Here is a 22,722-nt window from a genome sequence, read left to right as displayed (position 1 = left end):
TGGCGCAGCATTTTGGACGCACTTCAGTGCGCCGCGTCGCGGTGAGAAGGAAACGCAGTGACCGACGAATCTATCCTGCGCCCTCAAATTACAACAATCCACATTAAATACAGCAAAAACAAACCCGCTCTGAAATAGTAAAACACCCTCGTTGCTTTCAAAGGTAATGCACCTGTTTGCAAGCAAACAGACTACTCCCGGAAGTGTTTGAATTGAGAGGCTCGACAAAATGCGAAGCGAAGAACGCGAAGCGTGGCGCAGCATTTTGGACACGAGGCCCGGATCATAAATTTCATGAAGCATTTAATCCCGATTACATTAATAGCAAACTAATTATTACGATTTTAAATGAGCAACAAATAAATATGATCGCCATTTCTCGAATTAATAGCGTATTTCAGGATGGAGTATTTTTGGATTCAGGCGTCTCAATAATCGCAGTTGAAGGTTTGCATTGCGGGAAAAACTGATACTTTTTAGCTACTGTTCTTATAGGATTTAATTCAGATTGGTTCATCAGTGATAATTGTTGGGCGACCCAATCCTTGAATTTTTTCATTTTTTCTGAGTTATTTAAAAGAGTATCTTTGGGATCAATAAAGGTTTTGGCTATTTTATTAATTGCTTGCTTATCAATTGGAGAGCGTGAGTTAATTGCTGATAACAATTCATAGCTCTGGGAAATATAGGCTTGTGCAATGGCTTGTTCGGCAAGATTAAGCCCGTTGGAAAAGCCTCCATCTGAGTTCAAATTAGGATTTCTAGATAAGTTCTCCAGAACAACCTCTAGATTGGCTTGTTCTTTTTTTTGAAACTCTATTCTTAACATTTGTTGTGCTTCAAGTTGTGGCAGTTGGCTGTTGATCCAATCGCTCACTACTTCTTGCCCTTGATTATCGAAACTTTCTGCGATTTTTTTTACATCGAGTGTTAAGTTATTTCTATTTAATTCAATAAATACTTTTTCAAGAATTTTTAAGTTTTTTTCTTTGAAAGCTTGGGCTACAGCTTGCTCAGCAAAAGTGAGTAGCACACCATTGGGCTTTTGGGAGACCATGGCAATTTTAACAGCAGTAATTGCAGTAGCCTTTGTGGTGTCTGACGTGGGTTCTTCAATCGGTACTACTGGAGGTTCGTATGTTTGATTCCAAATTTCTTTTCTTTGGGATAAGGCAGTAAGACTGACCCTTTCATTAATCTTTTGCCCCTGTATCCCCTTATTAAGTTCAAGTGTCATCCACTGTTGATAAATCCAATCACTAACTTCTTCCGTGTTTTCAAAGGTTACGGCTATTCTTTTAATTTTTTCAGGATTTAGTTTAGCCCCAGCTGAGTTGAAGAAAAAAACCAACGTATCAGCGCTAATGGAATCCTTATTAATAAAAGCCTGAGCAATCACATGTTCGCCTAGGGTAAGACCACCACGAAGACCACTGTCTTTATCTAAATTGATTCCTAATTCCAAAATATTACGAACGGTAATTAGGTCTGCAGAAGATCCTTTTAAAAATTCATTTTTCAGGAGATGGTGTAACTCAATTTTTTCAAGTTGCGTATTTACCCAATTTAAAAAATCAGAGGAGTTTTCGCCCATTTTTTTTGCAATTTCATCAACATCAATGGATAGTTTTTCTTTACGCAACTCTGTAAATACCATCTCTAGAAGTTTTGGATTTTTTGTGCGATAAGATTCAAACACAGCTTGCTCTGCGAGGGTAAGAGCACCATATTTTGCATCCCAAATGGTTTTTCCCTTAGAAAAAGCAGTAAAAATAATCTCTGTATCAAGCGTTTTTCCTTGGAGTGCTTTGTTAAATTGATCTTTTACCAATTCTTGGTAAATCCAATCGGTGCACGTTGACTCGTCCAGGTAATCGCTTATTTTTTGGATCGTGTACTCATCTAAATGAGATTTTGCTAAGGTGAAGAAAAAATCTAAGAGAATAGGCGAAATAGAATCTCTACTGATAAATGCTTGGGCAACGAGATAAGCACCTAAAGTAAGATCTCCAAACCCACTGCCTTCATTTAAGTTAATATTTTGTAATAAAATGCGCTCAATCAATCTTAGATTCGCTTCGGGACCTTTATTAAATTCAGATTTTATTAAAGCATAAGCGTCAGTTTTACTAAGATCTGGGAGGATAGGCTCTTGCTCTATAGGCTCTGGGATTGCAGACTCTTCTTCTTTGGATGTGCCAAGTGCAGATGACAATGGAGGAGCATTGGGTGTTGATTCGAGTGAATTGCTGCTTATTTCGAATAAACGATCAATAATTTCCTTCTTAAGGAAAAATTCAGAACGCTCAAAGCTTAATGCCGCGCGAGCTAATTTTTTTTGCAGTTCCTGGTCTTTGATTTCATTGATTAGATCTAAAATAACATCACGATGGAAAAGGTATATTTTTTTATTATTGATGATTTTATTACAAAGAGCCGTAACCAGATCAGGTTTATTCTCTTGATATGCGATACCAATAGGAGTTAACCCTAGATTATTTTTAATATCGAGTCTCGCTCCTCGCTCTAGAAACTGGAGAAAGAGGTGTTCTTCATAAAAAGCTTTTATTGCTAAATGAAGAGGGGTATCACCTTCCTTATTTTGCTGATTAATAGATTGATGGTCATAGTGCGGCAGAATACTTTCTATACGCCTTCTTTTATGGGTACAGTAGGGATTGTTTCTCTTATCAGGAGTAATACTTTGATGCAGCAGAGTATTACCCTCATCATCGATAATATTTTGTAGGTTTACTTTATTAGAAATGTTTCTAAATAACTTGGAATGAATGGGTTCAGCTTTTTTGGATTGGTATATAAATACCCTGCTTTCAGTTCCAAAAGCAGTGCTTATCAACTCTTCTTTTTTTTCGTCAGAGCCCTCTACCCTCCGTCTCTTATGATCGACATGTACGACACTTGATGTCAGCTGGTCTTCACTTATAGCGATATAATTAGAGGTTACAATGTGGCTTATATATACTGGCGGCGACGAAAGGTTTTTTAATAATTGTTCGGCATTTTTTATTGCAACCCCATTTTGATGATCCAAGCAGACATCAATGGCGTCAACAATGGGAGGTAAATTGACACCTTGTACTATAATGGCGCTTTTGTACTGATTTGGATCATTGCATTTCACTTTAGTATCTTTCAAGACTACGTCAGGAGAATATTCATCGCTGGAATAATCATCACCGCGAAATTCATAACAATTAGAGAGGGTATTATCTTTGGAATACCATGGATCGATGCCAGAACAGCTTTCTTTACTAAAATGATGAATAACGGGTTCCGAATCTTCAGTGTTTGGAGACTGAACATGCAAGACAGCATTGCGTAAGGTTCCATCGGGCCATAAAACTGGAATGCTGCTCAAAATTAAAACAATATTGGGAGGAAGGTGCTTAAGCGCGTCAGACGTTTGATTAATAAGTTCCTTATATTCTTCTATGCTCAAGGGAGTGTTTTTTGTATAAAAACTAAATTCATCGGTAATCAGCCGGGTTAATCGTGTAGGCCTAGAGTTTTTCTTTGCACATTCCGCAAGCCCTTTTATCTGCTCAACCATCCGCTCAACTCGCTGATTGTCAACAATTCCATCATTGAAAATAATCGGACGACCACCTTGCATTGAGTTTAGAGAGCTATCGTATTCGCCATTTTTGCCCTCCATATCACCAATAACAACTATATTCTTAATGAAGAAGCCCATGATATTTATCATTTGAGTAGATGTTATAAATTATATATTAGATATAAATTTATTCAATTTGATTATTTATTGTTACTTTATGACGATGAACAATCGAACTTGTGCCAAGCTACCAGGAGCGTGTATTTTAAAAATACAGAAAATAGAGGACGAGTTACCCATACCCTATCTTCTGTTTGCATTGAGACAAGTGTTGTCGCGAAATTAGCTAGGAACCTGGACTACAGGAACTTGAAAATCATCCAAGTCATAACCAATTGGCTGCATATCCTGGTTTTGCAAAACGAGTCCTTCTTCAACAGCCGGTGCATTAGGAATATCCTTAAAGAATCCACAATGCATACGACCCACCGGTATTTCAACGGTAACTTTAGGTTCATGAGCCTCTATTGCATCATACAGCTCTTTCATTAATTTAATGCCATCATAAGTAGGCTGAATATACTCTACCGTTTCGGGATCTTGCCCATTTTCGTACCCAATTACTGGCACTCCTCGAGGATGTTTAAGACCCTCCATAATTTTTGAAGTATATTTACTAATATTCCGGGCTTTAACCTTATGACAATTTTCCTTAACCAAATCATAAAGATCTAACGTAATATCCCCCGGATAAGTACGGTTAAATTCTTCTACTTCGTCTAACAATGCAAGCACTTTCCCATCTGGAGGCGAAATTTTAAGCTCACGGTTTTCTTGAAAACATCGGTCTAGGAGACGAACCAGATGTTCTGCATTTTGATCCTTATGAAATTCTTTAGCCACACCTGGATAGCCTAAACACTCATCATATTCTCGCAAGAGACAGGAATATTCAAACTGACACTGAGCTAAATAAACCGTACTCATATAGTCATAATATTCTTGCGACCAAATAGAATTGTCGAGCTGCAATTGATTAAGCAATCGATGCATTTCTCGATCCAGTTCACGTAGTTTAGGCTCGATTTCTTTCAATTTCTCTTGAGCCTGCGCAAGCCTATCATCATATACTTCCTTACAGTTAGCCTGAATCTGTATTAGGGGATTTAATGATGGAATTAAAACTGCTTTAAATTTTCTTCTCAACTCCTCATGTGCGATTAATGTAGTTACAGGGCTATTTATTCTATCAAGCTCAACATCACATTCTTGCCAAAGCAAGCGGCTCTTAGCGCTGATTCGTTTCATATCAACATAATTTCCAAGATTATGAGATCGTAGTCCGATCCATATGGCTGTAGCACTTGTCAAATCCCCTTTGCGGTAACAAGAATTCATTAATTGAATGAACATTTCATAATAAAAGGCGCGTTTAGTAGGCTCCTCTTGTCCTGCAATTAAGGTAGTAACCATAAGTTGCAAGGCACCAGCATAATCACTCAATGGATCAAGACTGTAGGCTCCTTTACGTTTATCCTTTGATTTATAATAAATTACATCTTCTTCACGAACATTGTTAAATAATTGACGGCAATGACTTACAAGAGATTCACTGAACTTATCTAAAAAAGATTGAACAAGGAACGTTGTATCCTGCCTATCTCTCTTATCGTGTTTATAGACCTGATAAAACAAGGTATCAAGCTCAATTTCCATATCTGCATAAGCGTTACTGTTTATAATTCTGGGCATAATTTTTCTCTAGAGTAAACGTTAATCTAATTTTTTCACGCTACCAATTATATGTTTCGTAATATTAAGATAATATTAATAATTCCGACAAAATGCACAATTAATACTCAATTTTATGGGATTGAATCATCGTCCTAAAATCATTTACTCTTCAATGCGTTGTAGGCATAAAGCTAAGCAGAAAAATCCTTTAAAAAGGAGTTGACCGCCCATTGCGCTCGGGTTGATCATTATCCTATTTTATTGATGGATCAGAGTTGATCAAACATAGATTTTTTCCATCAAAGACCCAAAGGGGCAAGTTTATCAGCAAGCAACATTTTAGCTATCAAGGAGTTTTCTGTACTTTGGCAAAGACGCGAATACAAGCAGTTGTGCCAATAAAGGATATGATTATTCGAGTGTATGGAGAACTTACCCTCCGGGCAACGTTTGGGTTGTTGGGCGTTTAGATAGATTGGGTCGCTCAATGGTCCACTTAGTATCCCTAATCGAAACATTAAGAGAAAAAGATGTGGGTTCTAAATCATTATGTGATGGTGCAATCGACACAACTACTACATCCGTTGGATTGGTTTTTAATCTATTTTCTTCAATGGCTCAATTCGAACAACGATTAATCCCAGAACGTACTCATGGTGGTATAGTTGCCGTCGACGCCAAAGTAAATGTATTAAAAATACAGACAGCATTTTGGAGGCCCTTTTCACCTTCCTCATCTACGAAATCTTGCGATCAGTAGGCTATTTGTACTTATCCTATTTATCCCATTTAGCTTGAGTACCGATTGGCAAATCGAGTTTGAGTACTCTAATCTTAAAATTGAGTAATAATAAGGCAGATCCAACGTGATAGAGCAAGTGGTTGTATTTTTGATCAACGAATACCAATTCGGTTTACCTTTAAAGAGCGTCGACCGAGTTGTTCAAGTAGTTGAAATTACTCCCTTGCCTAATCTACCACCTAATATACTCGGTATTATTAATTTGCAAGGGCAGATTATGCCCGTACTCAATATACGTCTCTATTTTTATCTGCCAGAACATCAAATTAATCTATCGGATAAGCTTATTATTACTACTCAAAACCAAAAATCTACTGCCTTTCTAGTTGATAAGGTAGTTGGTGTCATTGAGTATGATAAAAAGGATTTTATTGATTTAGAACCCATTTTTCCAGGGATAGAATATGTCAGGCAAGTTCTCAAGGGACAAGATGGATTGATATTGTTGTTGCATGATTTAGATAAGCTACTTCCCATAGACGAAGCTAAACCACTTCAAGAGGCGATTGCATATGCGGATAGAAAGTGAGGAATTTGATCCTGAAGACGAATTATGGGTACAACTCAGTGATTCCCTAAGAATCAATACAGGGTTAAATTTCACGAAAATACGAAGGTTAGATCTATATCGGGGTATTAAAGCAGCCGCTGATGCTTTTGGTGTAAAAAGCCCTGAGGAGCTGGCCCATAAGTTAATTGCATCGCCATGGGAGCAAAAACAAATTGAAATTCTTGCCAAGTATTTGACTGTTGGTGAAACCTATTTTTTTCGTGATCGGCAAAGTTTTGAAATGCTTGAACAGCAGGTTTTACCTTCTCTATTAAAAAAACGTTTAGGGACTAACCAGCGTTTACGGATCTGGAGCGCGGGCTGCTGCACGGGTGAGGAACCCTATTCCATTGCCATAGCACTTGCAAAACAAATCCCCAATCGGCGCTCCTGGAACATTACAATTCTTGCTACCGATATTGTCATGGAATTTCTTCGCAAAGCCTGCGAAGGAATCTATAGCGCCTGGTCATTCCGAGATGCGCCAGTTGGAATTCAGGAAACTTATTTTAGTAAAACAAATCAGAACCATTTTGCGATTTCGCCTGAAATAAAAGCAATGGTGACATTTTCGTATCACAATCTGGCGGAAAATAGCTATCCTTCGATTGATAATGGCACCAATGCTATGGATATCATATTTTGCCGAAACGTTTTGATGTACTTCGAGCATTCTGAGATTAATCGAGTCCTGCACAAATTAACGCAGTCCTTAGTAGAGGGCGGATGGTTATTTCTTAGCCCAGTGGATATTCCACCAACTATCAATTTCCCTAATCTTGTACTGATGGATAGCTGTCATTCGATGATTTACCAGAAAGTGAGTTCTTATAAGGAAGAAGAACAAGGATATCGAGAACCTCCCCTCATTTTACCCTCTGCCATCAATTTAGCCTTGGAGTCTGCTGAGCCCCAACAATCAGCCTTGCCCACAATCGAACTATTGAATATAAGCGAAGATAATCCAGTAGAAAAAGCCGAGGAATTATACCAACGCTCTTACCAAAAAGCTGAAAATTACTTTGTTCAAGGACATTATGAGCAGGCTATACAAATAGCAAAACAAATTTTGGCAAAAAATCCCCAGGAACCATCGACTATGCTCTTATTAGCTCGATGTTATTCTAATCAAGGTTTTTTAAAGGATGCGCATCAATGGTGTAAAAAGGCCTTAAAAATTGATAAATTAAATAAGGAATGGTGGTATTTGTATGGAATGATACTCCAGGAAGAAGGACTCCAGGAAGACGCATTGGATGCACTGAAACGCGCCCTATTTATTGATCAAAATAATGTTATTGTCCACATTGCTATCGGGAATCAATATCATCTGCAAGGTTGCATTCATGATGCTGAAAAACATTTTAGGAGTGCTTTAGAGATTTTGAGTCATTACCAAGAAGAACAAATTGTTCCAGAATCAGAAGGATTGAGTGCCCGTCAACTTACAGAACTTATTCAAGTAACGATGGTTAATGGAGGCAGTTATGAAATACGACTGGAAAACAATTCATGAATGTCTTCAAGCAAGCCAAAGGATTCTTGAACAAGGTTGGCACCCTTCTCCCGATGAAACTCAGAAAATTCTAAAGCATCGTGCTCAAAGATTGGCTAAAAAACCTCACGTTTTAGAAGAATCAACAGATACAATTTCAGTGATGGAATTTGAGTTAGGAGAAGAAACCTATGCCATTGAATTAAGTTATATTGATGAAGTCTGCCCTGCCAAAGAGATCACCCCGCTACCAGGTACACCCTCTTATATGCTTGGGATCATGAATGTACGTGGAAAAATTATGTCCGTGCTGGATATCAAGACTTTCTTTGAAATTCCTAAGAAAGAGCTGACCAATCTGAGTCAAGTCATCATTCTTCATTCCGATTTGATGGAATTTGGGATTATTGCCGATCGTTCAATTGGACCTAGAATAATACCTGTTAATTCGATTCAGTCTCCCCTTAACGTATTTTCTGGCGTCAGGAAAGAATACCTAAAAGGGGTAACCGAGAAGCAGATTGTTATTTTAGACGCGAACAAAATTTTAAGCGATCCAACGATTATCGTGAATGAAACATTTAATATAACCTAGAATTAATGTACTGCATTGGTCTTGGTTCAACCAATTGCCCTTCCCCTAAGAGAAGGGGTTATCGTACGATGAAACCAGGAGACTATTTATGACAGGGAAAACGACGTTCTCAATGAGGGGAAAACTAGGGAGTGGTTTCATCTTGATTATCACGCTCTTAATTCTTGTCTCGTTTTTCTCAATATGGGGAATGAATAGAATACTGGTATCACAAAAAGCATTATTTGAGCAAGAATTTGTGGATGCTTTGGCTATTAAAGATATGCGAAGCCAACAAAATGCCTCACGCGCCGATCTGCTGCAAATGAGTATCGTTTCTGAAAAAGCGGAACAAGAAGCTTTTTACCATGCTATTCAAGAACGATTAACAATAAATAATAAAAACATAGAAGATTTGATAACGCGTAATCAAAAGCGATCAGAACGATTTTCCAAATTGCAGCAATTTAACGAGCTTCGCAAAGAGTTTAATCGCCTCCGAGAAGAACAGATTGTTCCCTTGATTTATGCGGGGAAGATGGAAGAGGCCAGGAAATTAATGGTCAGTGCTCAATCTGATATTAATAAGAAAATGGACGTGTTAGCTAATGACATGGTCACTATGATGGAACAAAATGCCCGTACAATTTTGAGTGAGTCAGAGCAAAATGCCAAATTTACAATTTACGTCTTGGCACTTGCTAGTTTGGCAGCAATCAGCGTAAGTATCGTTATGGCCACTTGGTTGATGGGCTCATTGCGCAAAGCATCACGAAGAATCAATGAAGGAACTAACGTATTAGCTACCGCGGCGAATCAAATTACAGCGTCAACAACCCAACTAGCCTCAAGCTCGAGTGAGACAGCAGCAGCCGTTAGCCAAACATCATCCACTATTGAAGAGGTAAGGCAAACAAGTGAAATTTCTGCTCAGAAGGCGAAATATGTAGCAGAGATTGGTCAAAAAACAGCTCAGATTTCCCAAGAAGGCCAAAAGTCCATGGCGGAATCGGTGGAAGCCATGAATCAAATTCAACAGAAAATGGAAACCATGGCGGAAAGAATTGTAACGCTTTCTGAACAAAGTCGGGACATTGGAGAGATCATTAATACTGTCAATGACCTCGCTGAACAGTCAAATCTACTGGCTGTCAATGCGTCAATTGAGGCGGCAAAAGCCGGTAAACATGGGAAAGGCTTTTCCGTGGTCGCTCAGGAAGTCAAAACGATGGCCGAACAATCCAAGCAAGCGACCTCTCAAGTACGTATGATACTAGGCGATATTCAAAAAGCCTTAAGTACTGCTGTATTGTCAGCAGAAGAAGGCAGTAAAGCAGTTGAAACAGGCGTAAAACTTTCAAACAATGCAAGCGAAGCGATTCGCACACTGGCCAAAAGCATAGCGGAATCTGCCAATGCGGCAACCCAGATTATTGCTTCTTCCCAACAACAGTTGATAGGAATGGATCAGGTAGCACAAGCAATGCAAAATATCAATCAAGCCAGTGTACAAAACGTTGCGAGTACAAAGCAGGTCGAAATGTTGGCACATGAATTGTCCCAGTTGGGACAAAAACTTCAGGCATTAACGGAGGAGTTCAAAGCTTAATGAAGGAAGTACTATGGAAAACGCTAATCAAGAATTTCGCGAACGATTACTTCAAACTTTCAGGGAGGAAGCAGAGGAGCATATTAAAAATATCTCCTCTGGATTAATTGAGCTGGAAAAAGAGCAATCATCGAATAAAAAGGGAGAAATAGTTGAAACCATTTATCGCGCAGCCCATAGCCTAAAAGGGGCAGCCAGAGCGGTAGATCTGACTGATATTGAATCTTTATGCCATACAGTTGAAAATGTTTTTTCAGCACTTAAACATAATCAGTTGATAATTAGCTCAGCATTATTAGATGCACTTCACGAAATTGTGAATACGATTAGTCATATATTAGCAAAAGAAAATAGTGACATTGGGAAAGAACTATATCCTGTCGCGACATTAATCACCCAGCTCGAAGATTTAATCAAGAAAGGTAGTATCCCTAAAGTACCAACAGAGCTGGAGACACCCTTAAAAAGGAAAAAGAATAATCCCTCGACCCCACCCACCCATCATGAAACGCCTCCTACCGTAAAGCCAGCAGTAGCCAACACAGTAAGAATCGCAAAAATCAAATTGGATACCTTGCTCTTAGAAGTAGAAGAATTGTTAGCCATCAAATTGGCTACTTCTCAGAGGACTATTGATATTCGTGAAGCTGTTCTCGTTTTGGCAAAACTTATAAAAGCCCAGGCTAAATTAAAACTGATTCAAAAATCCTTATCGAATTCCGTGGAAAAACCAGATAAACATCCTCACTCTCCGATAGAGGAGCCGCAATTAAAAAGATTGCTTGAATTTGTATCCTGGGAGATAGATTTCGTTAAGTCCTTTAATTGTCAGATGACAAAATTACTAAAGTCAGCTGAGCAGGATGAGCACTTGCTCAATGTAAAAGTCAGCAGTTTGCTGGAAGATATGAAAAAAGTGGTAATGCAACCCATTTTCACCACACTCCAGATACTTCCCAAGTTAGTACGTGACCTTGCTAAAGAACAAGGGAAGAATGTGGAATTGATTATACAGGGTGCCGATACTGAAATTGATCGTCGAATTATTGAAGAAATGTTTGATCCACTTATTCATCTCGTTCGAAACTGTATTGATCATGGCATAGAGAAACCGGATGGTCGCGACAGAGCTAATAAACCCGCCAAAGGAACCATTACTCTCAGTACGAAGGAACACGCAGGTGGCCACATTGAAATACTTGTTTCGGATGATGGAGCTGGTATCGATCTGAAGCAAATTTACGCAAAAGCCCAACAACTTGGCCTCATCAACCCGAGGGAAAATCAGTCTCCTAAAAAAGAAGATATTATCCCGCTCATTTTTCAATCCGGTTTAACCACAAGTCCAATGATCACGGATTTGTCGGGTAGAGGGCTTGGGCTTGCTATTGTCTGGGAAAAAACGGAGAAACTGGGTGGTTTGGTTACAGTAGATACTCATAAAGGTAAAGGAACAACATTTCGGATTATCTTGCCATTAACACTTACAACCTTCCGCGGGGTCTATGTACGAGTTTTGAATCGGCAATTTCTTTTACCATCTGCCCAGATTATTCAATGCTTACGGATACCCAAAATGTCCATCAAATCCATTGAGAATCGACCTGTTGTTGTTTGGCAAAAAGAAACCCTGGCATTTATAACTTTGGCAAATACCTTAGGTTTAGCTCAATCAGCGAGTAATGATTCGCCAGGAGAATATCAACTTATACTCATTTTAGAAGCCTCTGGTAAGCGCATCGCTTTTGGCGTCGATGAAATACTCAGCGAAGAAGATGTTTTAGTTAAAAATCTCAATAAACAAGCAGCCCATATCCGTAATATTGCTGGTGCTACCTTACGGAACAATGGTCAGGTGGTACCTATTTTAAATGTTGCCGACTTACTTCGTACAGCGTGCATATTATTAGCTAGCCCCAAACCTGTTCAAGAATATAAGGCTACTGCTGAACCAGTCAAAAAATCTATTCTGGTCGTTGAAGACTCTATTACTTCCCGCACCCTGTTAAAAGGTATTTTAGAATCAGCTGGTTATCAAGTTTCAACAGCAGTTGATGGTTTAGAAGCCTATACTTTATTGAGAACAAAAGCATTTGACTTAGTCATGTCTGATGTGGATATGCCCAAAATGAATGGTTTTGAATTAACAGAAAAAATTCGGGCAGATAAGGTATACGCACAATTACCTATTGTGTTAGTTACAGCGCTCGGTTCTCAAGAGGATCGAGAGCGTGGGATTGAGTCAGGAGCTAATGCCTATATGGCTAAGAGTAGTTTTGATCAAAGCAATTTGCTGGAGATCGTGCGGAGATTACTATGAGTCAAGTTGAAGAGCCTCACAAAATTCGTGTGTTGGTAGTCGACGATTCTCCTGTCATTCGAGAACTAATTACAAGCATTATAGATGCTCAACCAGACATGACATTGATTGGCACAGCATCCAACGGTGAAGAGGCCATTGCTGCTGTGAAGGCAAAAAATCCTGATGTGGTTACGATGGATCTTCACATGCCCCACTTAGATGGCTTGGAGGCTACTCGTAAAATCATGGAGACACATCCAGTGGCAATCGTTATTGTATCAGCTAGTGTAAGTACCCAGGAAGCCATTGAAGCTTTTCATGCACTTGATGCGGGAGCAGTATCTGTTATTGGCTCTTTAGTCGGTTCCCAGCACCCCGAGCACGAAACTCAAGCCCAGCAACTGATACAAACTATTAGAGCAATGTCCGAGATAAAAGTAATCCGGCGATGGCCCCAAAAAGATAGTCGCTTGTCTACTGAAACAACTGATTCACAAGCTCAATTTAATCTTGGTGCAGTTAAAATCGTTGCAATTGGAGCGTCAACTGGAGGGCCTGTTGTGTTAAAGACTATTTTGTCCAATATTCCGAAAAATTTCCCGGCAAGTATCTTAATTGTTCAGCATATTGCAAATGGTTTTACCCAAGGTTTTGTAGATTGGCTGGAAAAAGCAACGGGTTTCCCGGTCAAAATAGCAGATGCTGGTGAAATTCTCCAACCAGGGTGTGCTTATGTCGCTCCTGAAGGATTTCAAATGAAAATAACGAAAACGGGAACAATCGCACTGAGTAAAGATCTTCCTGTCAACGGTCATTGCCCCTCTGTCGGTGCGTTATTTCAATCAATTGTAAAACAAATTGGCAATCAGGCAGTAGGCATTTTATTAACGGGAATGGGAAAAGATGGAGCGGCTGAACTTAAACTGATGAAAAATCATGGGGCATTTACCATCGTTCAAGATAAAGAAACGTCTGTCGTTAATGGTATGCCTGGTGAAGCAATCAATATAGGTGCTGCTTCCGCTGTTTTATCGCCGGAGGACATTGCCAATTTTTTGACTAACATGGCAGGAACCATCATTCACTGGAGCAAAGCTCGTGAACAGTAACCAGGAAATAACCATTCTCATTGTTGAAGACAGTCCAACACAATGCGCAACGCTAAGTTATTTACTGGAAAAAAACGGGTATCAACATGTTGTAAAAACCAATGGTAGAGAAGCCTTACAAGCGGTAGAACAACAAAAGCCTAATCTTATCATCAGTGATGTTCTAATGCCGGAGATGGATGGTTTTGAGCTATGTAGAGCTATTAAGGATGATAAAAATTTAAAAGACATACCGATTATTTTAATGACGTCTCTGGAGGGAATTGAAGAAATTGGCAAAGGCCTGGAAGCCGGCGCTGATAATTTCATCTATAAACCTTATAAGCCAGAATTTTTGCTGCATCGCATTCAATTGATTTTAAAGAGAAAAAAACGGATTAGAGAGAAAAACAAAAAATCAGGGTACCGAATCAATCTGGATGATAAGGACTATTTTATCCCGTCAAGACCTGAGCAAATTCTCCACTTGCTGGCTTCTTCATTTGAAGATGTTGTCAGCATGAATAAAGAGCTAATGCGCCGTGAAATAGAGTTACAAGTAGCAAAAGAAGCCGCTGATTTGGCTAATATTAAAAAAAGTAAATTTCTTGCCACTATGAGTCACGAAATTCGCACTCCAATGATGGGAATTATCGGTTTATTGGAATTATTAGGTTTAAGCAGGCTGGATTCTGATCAACAAAGTACTCTCGCAACCATTTATGAATCCGGTAAATCGTTAATGCGCATTATCGATGATATTTTAGATTTTTCAAAGATTGAAGCAGGGAAAATGAAAATTTCTCCCAAAGCTGATTCTATTGCCGCGATCATTAAAAAATTATATCAATTATATAGTGGAGCAGTTAGTCGAAAAGGAATCGTGTTAGAGGCTTATTGTGATCCATCGATTAGTCCTGCTTTAGTATTTGACTCAGCACGACTCCAACAAATAATTGGAAACTTTATAACCAATTCAATTAAATTTACATCGGAAGGAAAAATAATAATTCGGGTTGACCTACTAGAACGCCTTAATAAATCCGAGCGTTTACGATTTTTAGTAGAAGATACTGGGATTGGAATCCCTCCTGAGAGCTTGCAACAGCTCCTCAACCCATTTGCCGAGATTGAAAAACAGCATGCCCATGAGATATGTGGTGCAATTTTAGAATTTGCAATAAACAAAAGACTGGCCGAATTGATGAATGGTTCCATTGACATTAGTAGTGAGTTAAATCACGGGACTATGATGGTTCTAACAGTCACTTTTCCCATTGCAGATCAAAAGCAAATCGAAACTGACTTCACAGAACCCATCCATCAATTAGCAGAGACAATAGCTAATCGTCGGAGTGCTCCTAATGTTCCTGATGCAGAGAGAGAAAATTCCCTCGTATGTATAGTTGATGATTATCCAGTGAATCGTAAAGTTCTCATGCAACAGTTAAATTCTTTGGGTTATGCTGCGGAAGGAGTTAAAGGAGGGACAGAAGCCCTGGCGACACTGCAATCTAAAAAATATGCTTTAATTTTAACAGATTGCAACATGCCTATGATGAATGGTTATGAGTTGGCACAGAAAATACGTGAATATGAGCATGTAAATGCCCTAAAAAATACCCCGATTATTGCCTGCACGGCTGATGCTCAATTGGATGTAAAAAAAAATTGCCTGGCAGCAGGTATGAATGATGTTTTGGTAAAACCTGTGGCCTTGATAGATTTAATGCGCTGTATGGATCATTGGTTACCACTTCCTACAGCCCCACCTATCGACCGCTCCCTATTGATTGAAATTGTAGGAGAAGATGAGAAAGCAATACAAGAGATTCTTAAGGATTTCAGGCGAACAAACAGTAAAAGTACTGCTTTACTTAATGACGCGATAGAAAAGAAGGAGCTCAACCAAATAATGAACTTAGCTCATCAGATCAAAGGGGCCTGCCAGCTGGTTGGAGCCCAACGACTTGCCATCATTTGTCAGAAAATTGAAGAAGCGAGTCGCAAGAATGATGATAAAACCGTTGAAAAATATCGAACTAAACTTGATGAAGAGGTGCAAAACTTGGAGAACTATTTAGATTCACTCTAATCTAGTCTTATTACGTTTCTGTTATGCAGAAGAACTTAAGACATTCAGTCAGGTGAATAAATGTATGAGCTTTAAAAATTTAACCATTCTAATTGTAGAAGATGAAGAATTTCAACGTAATATCCTAATCCGCCTCTTAAAAAATATGGGTGTAGAAAACCTATACGAAGCGAAAGATGGCCGTACGGCACTCGAAATAATTAAAAAACATGCTAAATCCATTAATATTATAATCAGTGATATCAAAATGCCTGGCATGGATGGCATGGAACTACTTCGCCACCTTAGTGAAATTAAAACTAAAATAGCCACTATTATTTTTAGTGGATTGGAACGGCCACTGATCACATCTATCGAAACCATGGCATTGGCTTACGAGATTAATCTTCTCGGTGTCGTCGAAAAACCAGTTAGTAAGAATAAGTTAGAATTGTTACTTAACAAATATATGTCTGCCGTTAGAAACCACAAGGTAACAAAATCAAAACCTCCAACACGATCATTTACCAAAAAAGAATTGTTGAAAGGACTAAAAAACGAAGAATTTGAACCTTTTTTCCAACCTAAAATTGAATTGACAACCAGGTTCATTAAAGGCGCTGAGGCACTTACTTCCTGGCGACACCCACGAGCAGGTATTATCAACCCCCAGGATTTTATTTCCGATATGGAGCATATGGAGATCATTGATGAATTGACTTGGGTAATTTTAAAAAAAGCAGCAAAATATTGCAGCTCATGGAGGCACGCAGGACTTAATATAATGGTTTCAGTTAATCTGTCACTCATATCCTTAACAGATACAACATTGGCCGATCGAATCACGAATCTAGTTCTATCCCAAGGATTGGAGCCTCATCATATGATTTTAGAAATCACTGAATCCGCCACAACCTCTTGCCTTGGCAGTGTCCTGGAAAATCTATCCAGATTAAGAATGAAAGGTTTTGGTTTGTCTATTGATGATTATGGGACCGGATATTCAACTATGCAGCAACTTATGCGTATCGCCTATACGGAACTTAAAATCGATAAGTCGTTTGTAACCAATGCTGCCTTAAATGAATCTACGCGCATCATCGTAAGTTCCAGTCTGGAAATGGCTAAAAAATTAAAGCTCACCTCCGTTGCGGAAGGAGTAGAAACTGTCGAAGATTGGAATTATCTGCTCGAATTAGGGTGCGATCTGGCACAAGGCTATTTAATCGCAAAACCCATGCCCGCCGAGGAATTTTATAATTGGGCAATAAAATGGATGCATGGTGGTTTAACGGGTGTAACCAATCAAAACTTACGTTAGTGTCCCTGGTTTAGCAAATGTTTTTTTGAAAACAGACCGCTCATTAAAAACAGCTAGCTCATAGAATTCATATAATCCCCTCTTCCCAACGTGTTGTGAGCAAACTTATTGACAATAATTTTTGTCTGGTTCAATCAAGTGGCCATACCAGGCGAATGGGTGTGCTTATCGGCAAACTCTAGAATTTTCTCAATTGGAATAAGAATTTTTTTAACTCCAGTTTCTTTATCTAAATTGAGATCCATTATTATCAGATAACATTCTTTACTATTTCCATTGATGAGCTCAATTTTCTTCATTAAAAAATTATCTTCTAATTGATCTAGCTCTGCTATGCCCAAAGCCCCTCTTTTGTCTCTAATGTAATGCAAAGCATCATCCATCTTGACTGGATCAATTAGCGAAGGTGAAACCGCCCACATTGATACGGCCTTATTAGCAGAGAAGGAGTGGGAAGACTCCATTTGAAGTTGTTTTTTGGCTTGCTGGTACAATTTATAACTTTTAAGAATAGTAAATACATTGGCGATATGTCGGTTAAAACCAGCCCCACATCCTGAGTTATAAATCTTATTGAGATCATCGATAAAATTCATTCCTCGCGCATCCGGTTCGGAATATCGGCCCACAGGCCCGCCTTGGCTGGTAAGGTAAATCAGGGCATTCTTTTCTGTTTTTTTAATCGTTTTAAGATGTTCAGAAAGTGCATGAAGTGGTGTAGATAATACGAGCCCCAATCGCGCTTCATTCGCACTTTCACCACCACTCTCAAGAATTTGCGATTTTTTAGCCACTTCACCAATAAGCTCTAATGTTGTTTCACTAATACCATCTGCCAGATCTTTTAACCCACTAGCCAGTGGACTTTTTTCATAAGCACTAACGATTTCTCTATGTTTCAGTAATTCTGCGATATCACGTTCAGTGAATAAATGAATTGGTAAAGCCTCTTTTATTTCTTCAGATTCGCGTTCCTTATTTTTGAAGTCACGGAAGGTCCCTTGCAATTCCTCCCTATTTTTATACTCATTGAAATCCCAATCATCACTGTTAATAAAATCGGCTATCATATCAATGCTATATGCATAACCACTTTCCGAGATAAACAGTTTTTCTTTAGGAATATCGAAAAGATCACCAGGATTTTTTATCCCCATAATTACTCCTGCACATTGATGTTTTTAATTATAGTTCGCTGCCGATGCTCATACCATAAAAAAGCGAGGTAGATGCCAATAATCAGATCTATAGCAAGATTTAATTAAGCAATTAAATAAATTTCAGAAAATATCAAGTGATTTAGACACCCACCTGTTATATTTAACAAATCAACAAAATTAGGGATGTTTTATGTTTAAAAGGATTTTAATCATAATTTTTCTCATTTTTAGTCAAACGCTTCAAGCCGAAAAGGACAGAATTGCTCGCTATAAAGTTATTATTATCGGAGCAGGAATCGCAGGATTAGAAGCTGGTCACTATTTACAAAAGCATGGCGTAAATAATTATATTATTCTCGAAGCACGCAATCGCATAGGTGGGAGAGTCAGTACTATTATGCCATGGAAAGAGGTGCCTATAGAGCTGGGAGCAGGAATAATTCATGGCGGCGATCAAAGCAATCCCTTAATGAAATTAGCTAAAAAATGGCATCTGGCTACCGCTTCCCTAGATAGTCATTCTTCCTCATTTTATAATTCGAAAGGTAAAGAAATTTCAGATGCCATTGATATATCCTATGAAGAACTTTATTTGGATTTTGAAAAGCTAGTCGAAAAAAAACGTAGAGACAATAAAAGGAATGCAAAATTATCCGTGTCAGATGTTGTTCTTGAATTAATTAACCAGAAACATCTTAATAAAAAATCACAACATGGCTTGTTGTATGAAATCTCAGACAAAATTGAACAAGAATATGCAGCTGATATTCACGATTTATCTGCCCTTTGGTATGACAATGAAGATAATTTTCCAGGGAAAGAAAAACTCCTCCTTCATGGTTATAAAGATCTGGTTAATGGTCTTGCTAAAAACATAGAGACCCATATTCTTTTGAATCAGGTAGTAATCAAAGTAAATTATCAAAACAGCGAGGCAATCGTAGTCAGTACAAACAATAACAAAAAATTTATTGGCGAATATGTTATTTGTACATTGCCCTTGGGCGTTTTAAAAACTGGCCGTGTTAAATTTATACCCCAATTACCCAGGAATAAAATTATTGCAATGGAACACCTCAATATGGGAATCATGAATAAAATTATCATGCTTTTTCCAAAAGTCTTTTGGGACTCTGAGCAATTTATTAGTTACATTTCTCCTGCCTATTGGTCAGGTACAAATTGGGTAAATAAAGGAGAGTGGATTGAATTTGATAACCTCAATTATTTCTTTCACCAACCCATTTTGTCTGCCATTGTTTCTGCTGATTTTGCCAAAAATCTTGAAGATAAAAAGAACACTGAAATTATTCAATCTGTGATGAAAACATTAAAAACTATCTATGGTGAAAAAATTCCAGCTCCAACATCCTATGTCATCACTCGCTGGGGTAAAGACCCCTATAGTGAAGGTTCTTATTCAAGCTTGCGTCCAGAAGCTTTAGAGGATGGAAAAGATTATTTAAATATGGCAAGAACAGTTGCTGGACATCTTCTATTTGCCGGAGAAGCAACTACAAATCTCTATCCCGCCACTGTGTATGGTGCTTATCTTAGTGGCGAGCGCGCTGCAAAAGAAATAATAAATAAGAACGCAAATTATGCAATCACGTCTAGCGGCACTGTTCCGGGCAAAAGCTAATATGGACGATGTTAGTTTCCAATCAAATCGCTGTGATTAGCCATTTAAACAGATAAGAATAAAGAATAGTTACTCTGTGGATTGCCTAAGCTTTTTTAAATAACCTCTACGTTTTTTATTATCAAGTCGATTTTTAATCGACAGTTTGGAGGGCTTGGTTTTTATGCGCGAAACAGGTACAAACAACGCCTTTTTAATGAGTGCAACTAATCTTAGCAAGGCATCATCTCTATTTTTATCCTGGCTTCTATAACGCTGCGCTTTGATGACAATCATACCATCCCGGGTAATGCGGTAATCTCTTAGCTGAAGTAATCTGGTCTTTAATTCTGGCGGTAAACTGGACTGTTCTATATTAAAGCGAAGATGCATTGCCGTAGATACTTTATTGATATGCTGGCCACCAGCACCTTGAGCTCGAATTGCTGTTAATTCAATTTCTGACATAGAAATACATAGCGTATTAGTAATTTTTAGCATTCCAGCTCTCAACACTCAATAACAGGTCAGTTGTTGCTTGTATTTGAAGGTATAACATAGAAAATCCCCTCTTACTCGAGATACTCATCACTTTTTTAACGTATACAGAATGTCGCACCTCTCTTTTGTTTCACTACGATCTCTTTTCAGTTCAATAAGGGTACCCCTTCCCAACCAATCAGTGGTCATTGCCCGGCGTGAGGTTATCAACCTATTTACGACATAACAGACGCTGCATTTCTTCATCCCAATAAAAGAGAGGTGTTGGATCCAAATCCATTGGCTTGCTTGCTTTATCCGCTTCTGGAATAACTGCAAGAATTAACCAGGGATCACTCATTATACCAGAGTAACCAGTATAAAAATGGCATCCACCGATTGTTGCACTGTTTACTCATGTATTTGACGACAGAAAGAGAGGTATTTTACGACAAGAAAGGTTTCCTCCTACTTATCGCGTGTCTACTTTATTGCTGGCCTGAATAGGACAATTTTGCCATTGATAATAGGATTCATGATAACCAAATCATTCTGGCAGGTAACAGAATTTACCTCTAAATTATCACTACTTACATCATTATGGGAATGTATAGGCAGTTGACTCCTCATTAGATGGCGTAGAATCTACAGTTGCTTTTTGTGCCATGCTCGTTAAGAAATTTAAGCTAAATAAATCAATTTGTGGAGTTGCAGGGGTCACAGCGACTTCATTAGCTACCTGAGATTCAACTTTATTTTCATTTTGTCTATCATTCCTCATCATTTCCTTAGGACCATTTTCTTTCTTCTGCAATAACACGGATACATCGTGCTGCGTAGGAAGCCTTGTTAAATGAAGCCCAAAAAAATGGCTTTTACCATATTTTTTTATACTATTTTCAATATATTGCACCAAACCAGTACTATAATCAGGCATAGTCATTTCAAATTCAACAAACTGCAATATCATCTGCTTATCTTCATACAAACTAGGATGCTGTAGTTTCATCAGTGGAAATTTCTTGTCGATCTCCCTATCCAGGGCGTCAGTATTTTCTAATTGAATATTTTTAGTAACATGTTTACTTAATTTGATTCTGCAATTAACAGTATCGACGGGAATGATAGTGACATCCTTATAAAGATTAACTACCTCAGCATATAAAAAAGTGGGAACAATAATGGCTTGGATTGCACCACGGCCAATACTCCCCTCCAGTTCCTGCTCAGAAACATCGCCTGAGTATTGAGATCTTCTGGTCTTTAATTGTTCACTCACAACAATAAACAAAATACTGTTTAGCAGACGAGGAGCCAGGATAGGAGTCAATTCAGTTATATCTTTAGCGTTGATTGTATAATTCCGCTCCAGGGTTATTCCAATCATTCCACAGTGGGGATCCTGAATCGCATAATCACAAATAGTTGAAAAATTATTAGCTTTACATTTTTCTAATTGTACTAGGTTATAAGAAATTTTTGAGGAAATATGTCCGTCAGCTGATAATAAAAGATGACTATTGCTGTCGGTTGTAGGTGGAGTTAGACCATTCTGTGCAATACTGGCCAAAATTGTTTTTCTTGCATTTCTTTGACTATTAACGCACTCGACCAAGCTATCTTCTACAATTTCAACTTTCTGCAGCATGATATATTTTCCGATAAAATTTTTAATTTTTGGCATTCTAATGTAAAAATATTAATAAAATATTAATAATTAATTTCTTACATAAATTTTATTATTTAAATTCATATAATTTTTTGAAATCAACAACTAAATTACCTCTGGAACAGTTGTGACTCAAATGGTTTTATTTGACACAGTTTAAAATCTTTTGTTTAATGCAAAAAAATTACCAACTTATGGAGCGAATTGATGATTAAATATTTAATCACAACCTGCTTTTTACTCTTTATTCCTCCCATTTTTGCTTCTGATAACTGTTACCCACAAACGGACAAATATTATGAAAAAAATATTATTGGGAAAAGAAAAGAAAGTATGGAGGTGAAACTGCTAGGCAGGTCCTACGTAGATATTTTAATTTTTAATAAAGATCACACGCTGATAGGAAAAATTGCTGATAAAACTGATATCAAGAACGCAGCAAAAGCACTAGTAGGGAAATGGAAAATAAAAAACAGTAAACTCTATATAACCGTCAAAAAATCTTCTGTCCTTATTCCTATACCCAACAGTGTTGAAAAGATAGTTTGCATGAACAAAAAAATGTATAAAGCAATACATTCAGATAAAACCACTTATACTAGTATTAGAATTTAAGATCCCACCCAATAGTAGGAATTATTGTTATCTTTAAATACCAAACCAGAC

17 protein-coding genes are annotated in these 22,722 nt (G+C 38.1%); 11 read left to right on the top strand and 6 right to left on the bottom strand.

Features of this window, described 5'->3' with window-relative positions:
• Nucleotides 1-397: 397 nt before the first annotated feature.
• Both ACN4Z1_RS06405 and ACN4Z1_RS06400 read right to left on the bottom strand, forming a co-directional pair.
• Nucleotides 398-3,715 carry a hypothetical protein gene (locus ACN4Z1_RS06405; RefSeq protein WP_419388096.1) on the bottom strand — a complete coding sequence of 1,106 codons (3,318 nt, stop codon included), beginning with the start codon at nt 3,713-3,715 and terminating at the stop codon, nt 398-400.
• Nucleotides 3,716-3,919: 204 nt separating this feature from the next.
• The gene (locus ACN4Z1_RS06400) at nt 3,920-5,329 is read right to left on the bottom strand and encodes a RasGEF domain-containing protein (protein ID WP_228364123.1); all 1,410 of its coding nucleotides are present in this window, start codon (nt 5,327-5,329) and stop codon (nt 3,920-3,922) included.
• A 340-nt stretch (nt 5,330-5,669) separates the two neighbouring features.
• Here ACN4Z1_RS06400 and ACN4Z1_RS06395 point away from each other — a divergent pair, with 340 nt between their 5' ends.
• The 9 genes from ACN4Z1_RS06395 to ACN4Z1_RS06355 all read left to right on the top strand — a co-directional run bounded on the left by ACN4Z1_RS06395 (nt 5,670) and on the right by ACN4Z1_RS06355 (nt 17,126).
• On the top strand, nt 5,670-6,071 hold the full coding sequence (locus tag ACN4Z1_RS06395) for a recombinase family protein (RefSeq protein WP_228365048.1): 402 nt from the start codon (nt 5,670-5,672) through the stop codon (nt 6,069-6,071).
• A 106-nt stretch (nt 6,072-6,177) separates the two neighbouring features.
• Nucleotides 6,178-6,642 (top strand): chemotaxis protein CheW, encoded by a 465-nt coding sequence (locus tag ACN4Z1_RS06390; protein ID WP_228364124.1) that lies wholly within the window; start codon nt 6,178-6,180, stop codon nt 6,640-6,642.
• Nucleotides 6,626-8,179, top strand: a complete 1,554-nt coding sequence (locus ACN4Z1_RS06385; protein ID WP_228364125.1) for a CheR family methyltransferase — start codon at nt 6,626-6,628, stop codon at nt 8,177-8,179. The genes ACN4Z1_RS06390 and ACN4Z1_RS06385 overlap by 17 nt, the downstream gene beginning before the upstream one ends.
• Nucleotides 8,151-8,753: a chemotaxis protein CheW gene (locus ACN4Z1_RS06380; protein ID WP_228364126.1), complete on the top strand. Its 603-nt coding sequence runs from the start codon at nt 8,151-8,153 to the stop codon at nt 8,751-8,753. Before ACN4Z1_RS06385 ends, ACN4Z1_RS06380 begins: the two co-directional genes overlap by 29 nt.
• Before the next feature lie 88 nt (nt 8,754-8,841).
• Nucleotides 8,842-10,341, top strand: a complete 1,500-nt coding sequence (locus tag ACN4Z1_RS06375; RefSeq protein ID WP_228364127.1) for a HAMP domain-containing methyl-accepting chemotaxis protein — start codon at nt 8,842-8,844, stop codon at nt 10,339-10,341.
• 13 nt (nt 10,342-10,354) lie between these two features.
• Nucleotides 10,355-12,661, top strand: a complete 2,307-nt coding sequence (locus tag ACN4Z1_RS06370; protein ID WP_228364128.1) for a hybrid sensor histidine kinase/response regulator — start codon at nt 10,355-10,357, stop codon at nt 12,659-12,661.
• Entirely contained in the window at nt 12,658-13,752 is a 1,095-nt protein-coding gene (gene cheB / locus ACN4Z1_RS06365) for a chemotaxis-specific protein-glutamate methyltransferase CheB (protein ID WP_228364129.1), read from the top strand. Before ACN4Z1_RS06370 ends, cheB begins: the two co-directional genes overlap by 4 nt.
• Entirely contained in the window at nt 13,742-15,826 is a 2,085-nt protein-coding gene (locus ACN4Z1_RS06360; protein WP_228364130.1) for a response regulator, read from the top strand. The genes cheB and ACN4Z1_RS06360 overlap by 11 nt, the downstream gene beginning before the upstream one ends.
• A gap of 64 nt (nt 15,827-15,890) precedes the next feature.
• Nucleotides 15,891-17,126: an EAL domain-containing protein gene (locus tag ACN4Z1_RS06355; RefSeq protein ID WP_228364131.1), complete on the top strand. Its 1,236-nt coding sequence runs from the start codon at nt 15,891-15,893 to the stop codon at nt 17,124-17,126.
• Nucleotides 17,127-17,260: 134 nt separating this feature from the next.
• Here ACN4Z1_RS06355 and ACN4Z1_RS06350 read toward each other — a convergent pair whose 3' ends face one another.
• Nucleotides 17,261-18,283, bottom strand: a complete 1,023-nt coding sequence (locus ACN4Z1_RS06350; RefSeq protein WP_228364132.1) for a hypothetical protein — start codon at nt 18,281-18,283, stop codon at nt 17,261-17,263.
• Between the two features lie 193 nt (nt 18,284-18,476).
• Between ACN4Z1_RS06350 and ACN4Z1_RS06345 the strand changes: the two genes are divergently transcribed.
• A complete protein-coding gene (locus ACN4Z1_RS06345) occupies nt 18,477-19,928 on the top strand; it encodes a flavin monoamine oxidase family protein (protein WP_228364133.1) in 1,452 nt (483 codons plus the stop codon).
• Between the two features lie 69 nt (nt 19,929-19,997).
• Here the strand turns inward: ACN4Z1_RS06345 and arfB are convergent, their stop codons facing one another.
• The 3 genes from arfB to ACN4Z1_RS06330 all read right to left on the bottom strand — a co-directional run bounded on the left by arfB (nt 19,998) and on the right by ACN4Z1_RS06330 (nt 22,035).
• Nucleotides 19,998-20,408: an alternative ribosome rescue aminoacyl-tRNA hydrolase ArfB gene (gene arfB, locus ACN4Z1_RS06340; protein WP_228364134.1), complete on the bottom strand. Its 411-nt coding sequence runs from the start codon at nt 20,406-20,408 to the stop codon at nt 19,998-20,000.
• 211 nt (nt 20,409-20,619) lie between these two features.
• Nucleotides 20,620-20,748, bottom strand: a complete 129-nt coding sequence (locus ACN4Z1_RS06335) for a hypothetical protein (RefSeq protein WP_255673195.1) — start codon at nt 20,746-20,748, stop codon at nt 20,620-20,622.
• A 237-nt stretch (nt 20,749-20,985) separates the two neighbouring features.
• Nucleotides 20,986-22,035, bottom strand: a complete 1,050-nt coding sequence (locus ACN4Z1_RS06330) for a hypothetical protein (protein ID WP_419413440.1) — start codon at nt 22,033-22,035, stop codon at nt 20,986-20,988.
• A 228-nt stretch (nt 22,036-22,263) separates the two neighbouring features.
• Between ACN4Z1_RS06330 and ACN4Z1_RS06325 the strand changes: the two genes are divergently transcribed.
• Nucleotides 22,264-22,671 (top strand): hypothetical protein, encoded by a 408-nt coding sequence (locus ACN4Z1_RS06325; RefSeq protein WP_228364136.1) that lies wholly within the window; start codon nt 22,264-22,266, stop codon nt 22,669-22,671.
• Nucleotides 22,672-22,722: the final 51 nt, after the last annotated feature.

The organism is Legionella sp. ST3F1, from assembly GCF_048553315.1.
Taxonomy (GTDB): Bacteria; Pseudomonadota; Gammaproteobacteria; order Legionellales; family Legionellaceae; genus Tatlockia; species Tatlockia donaldsonii.
The sequence above is the reverse complement of the archived record's forward strand: the minus strand, read 5'-3'. Positions and strand labels throughout refer to the sequence as shown.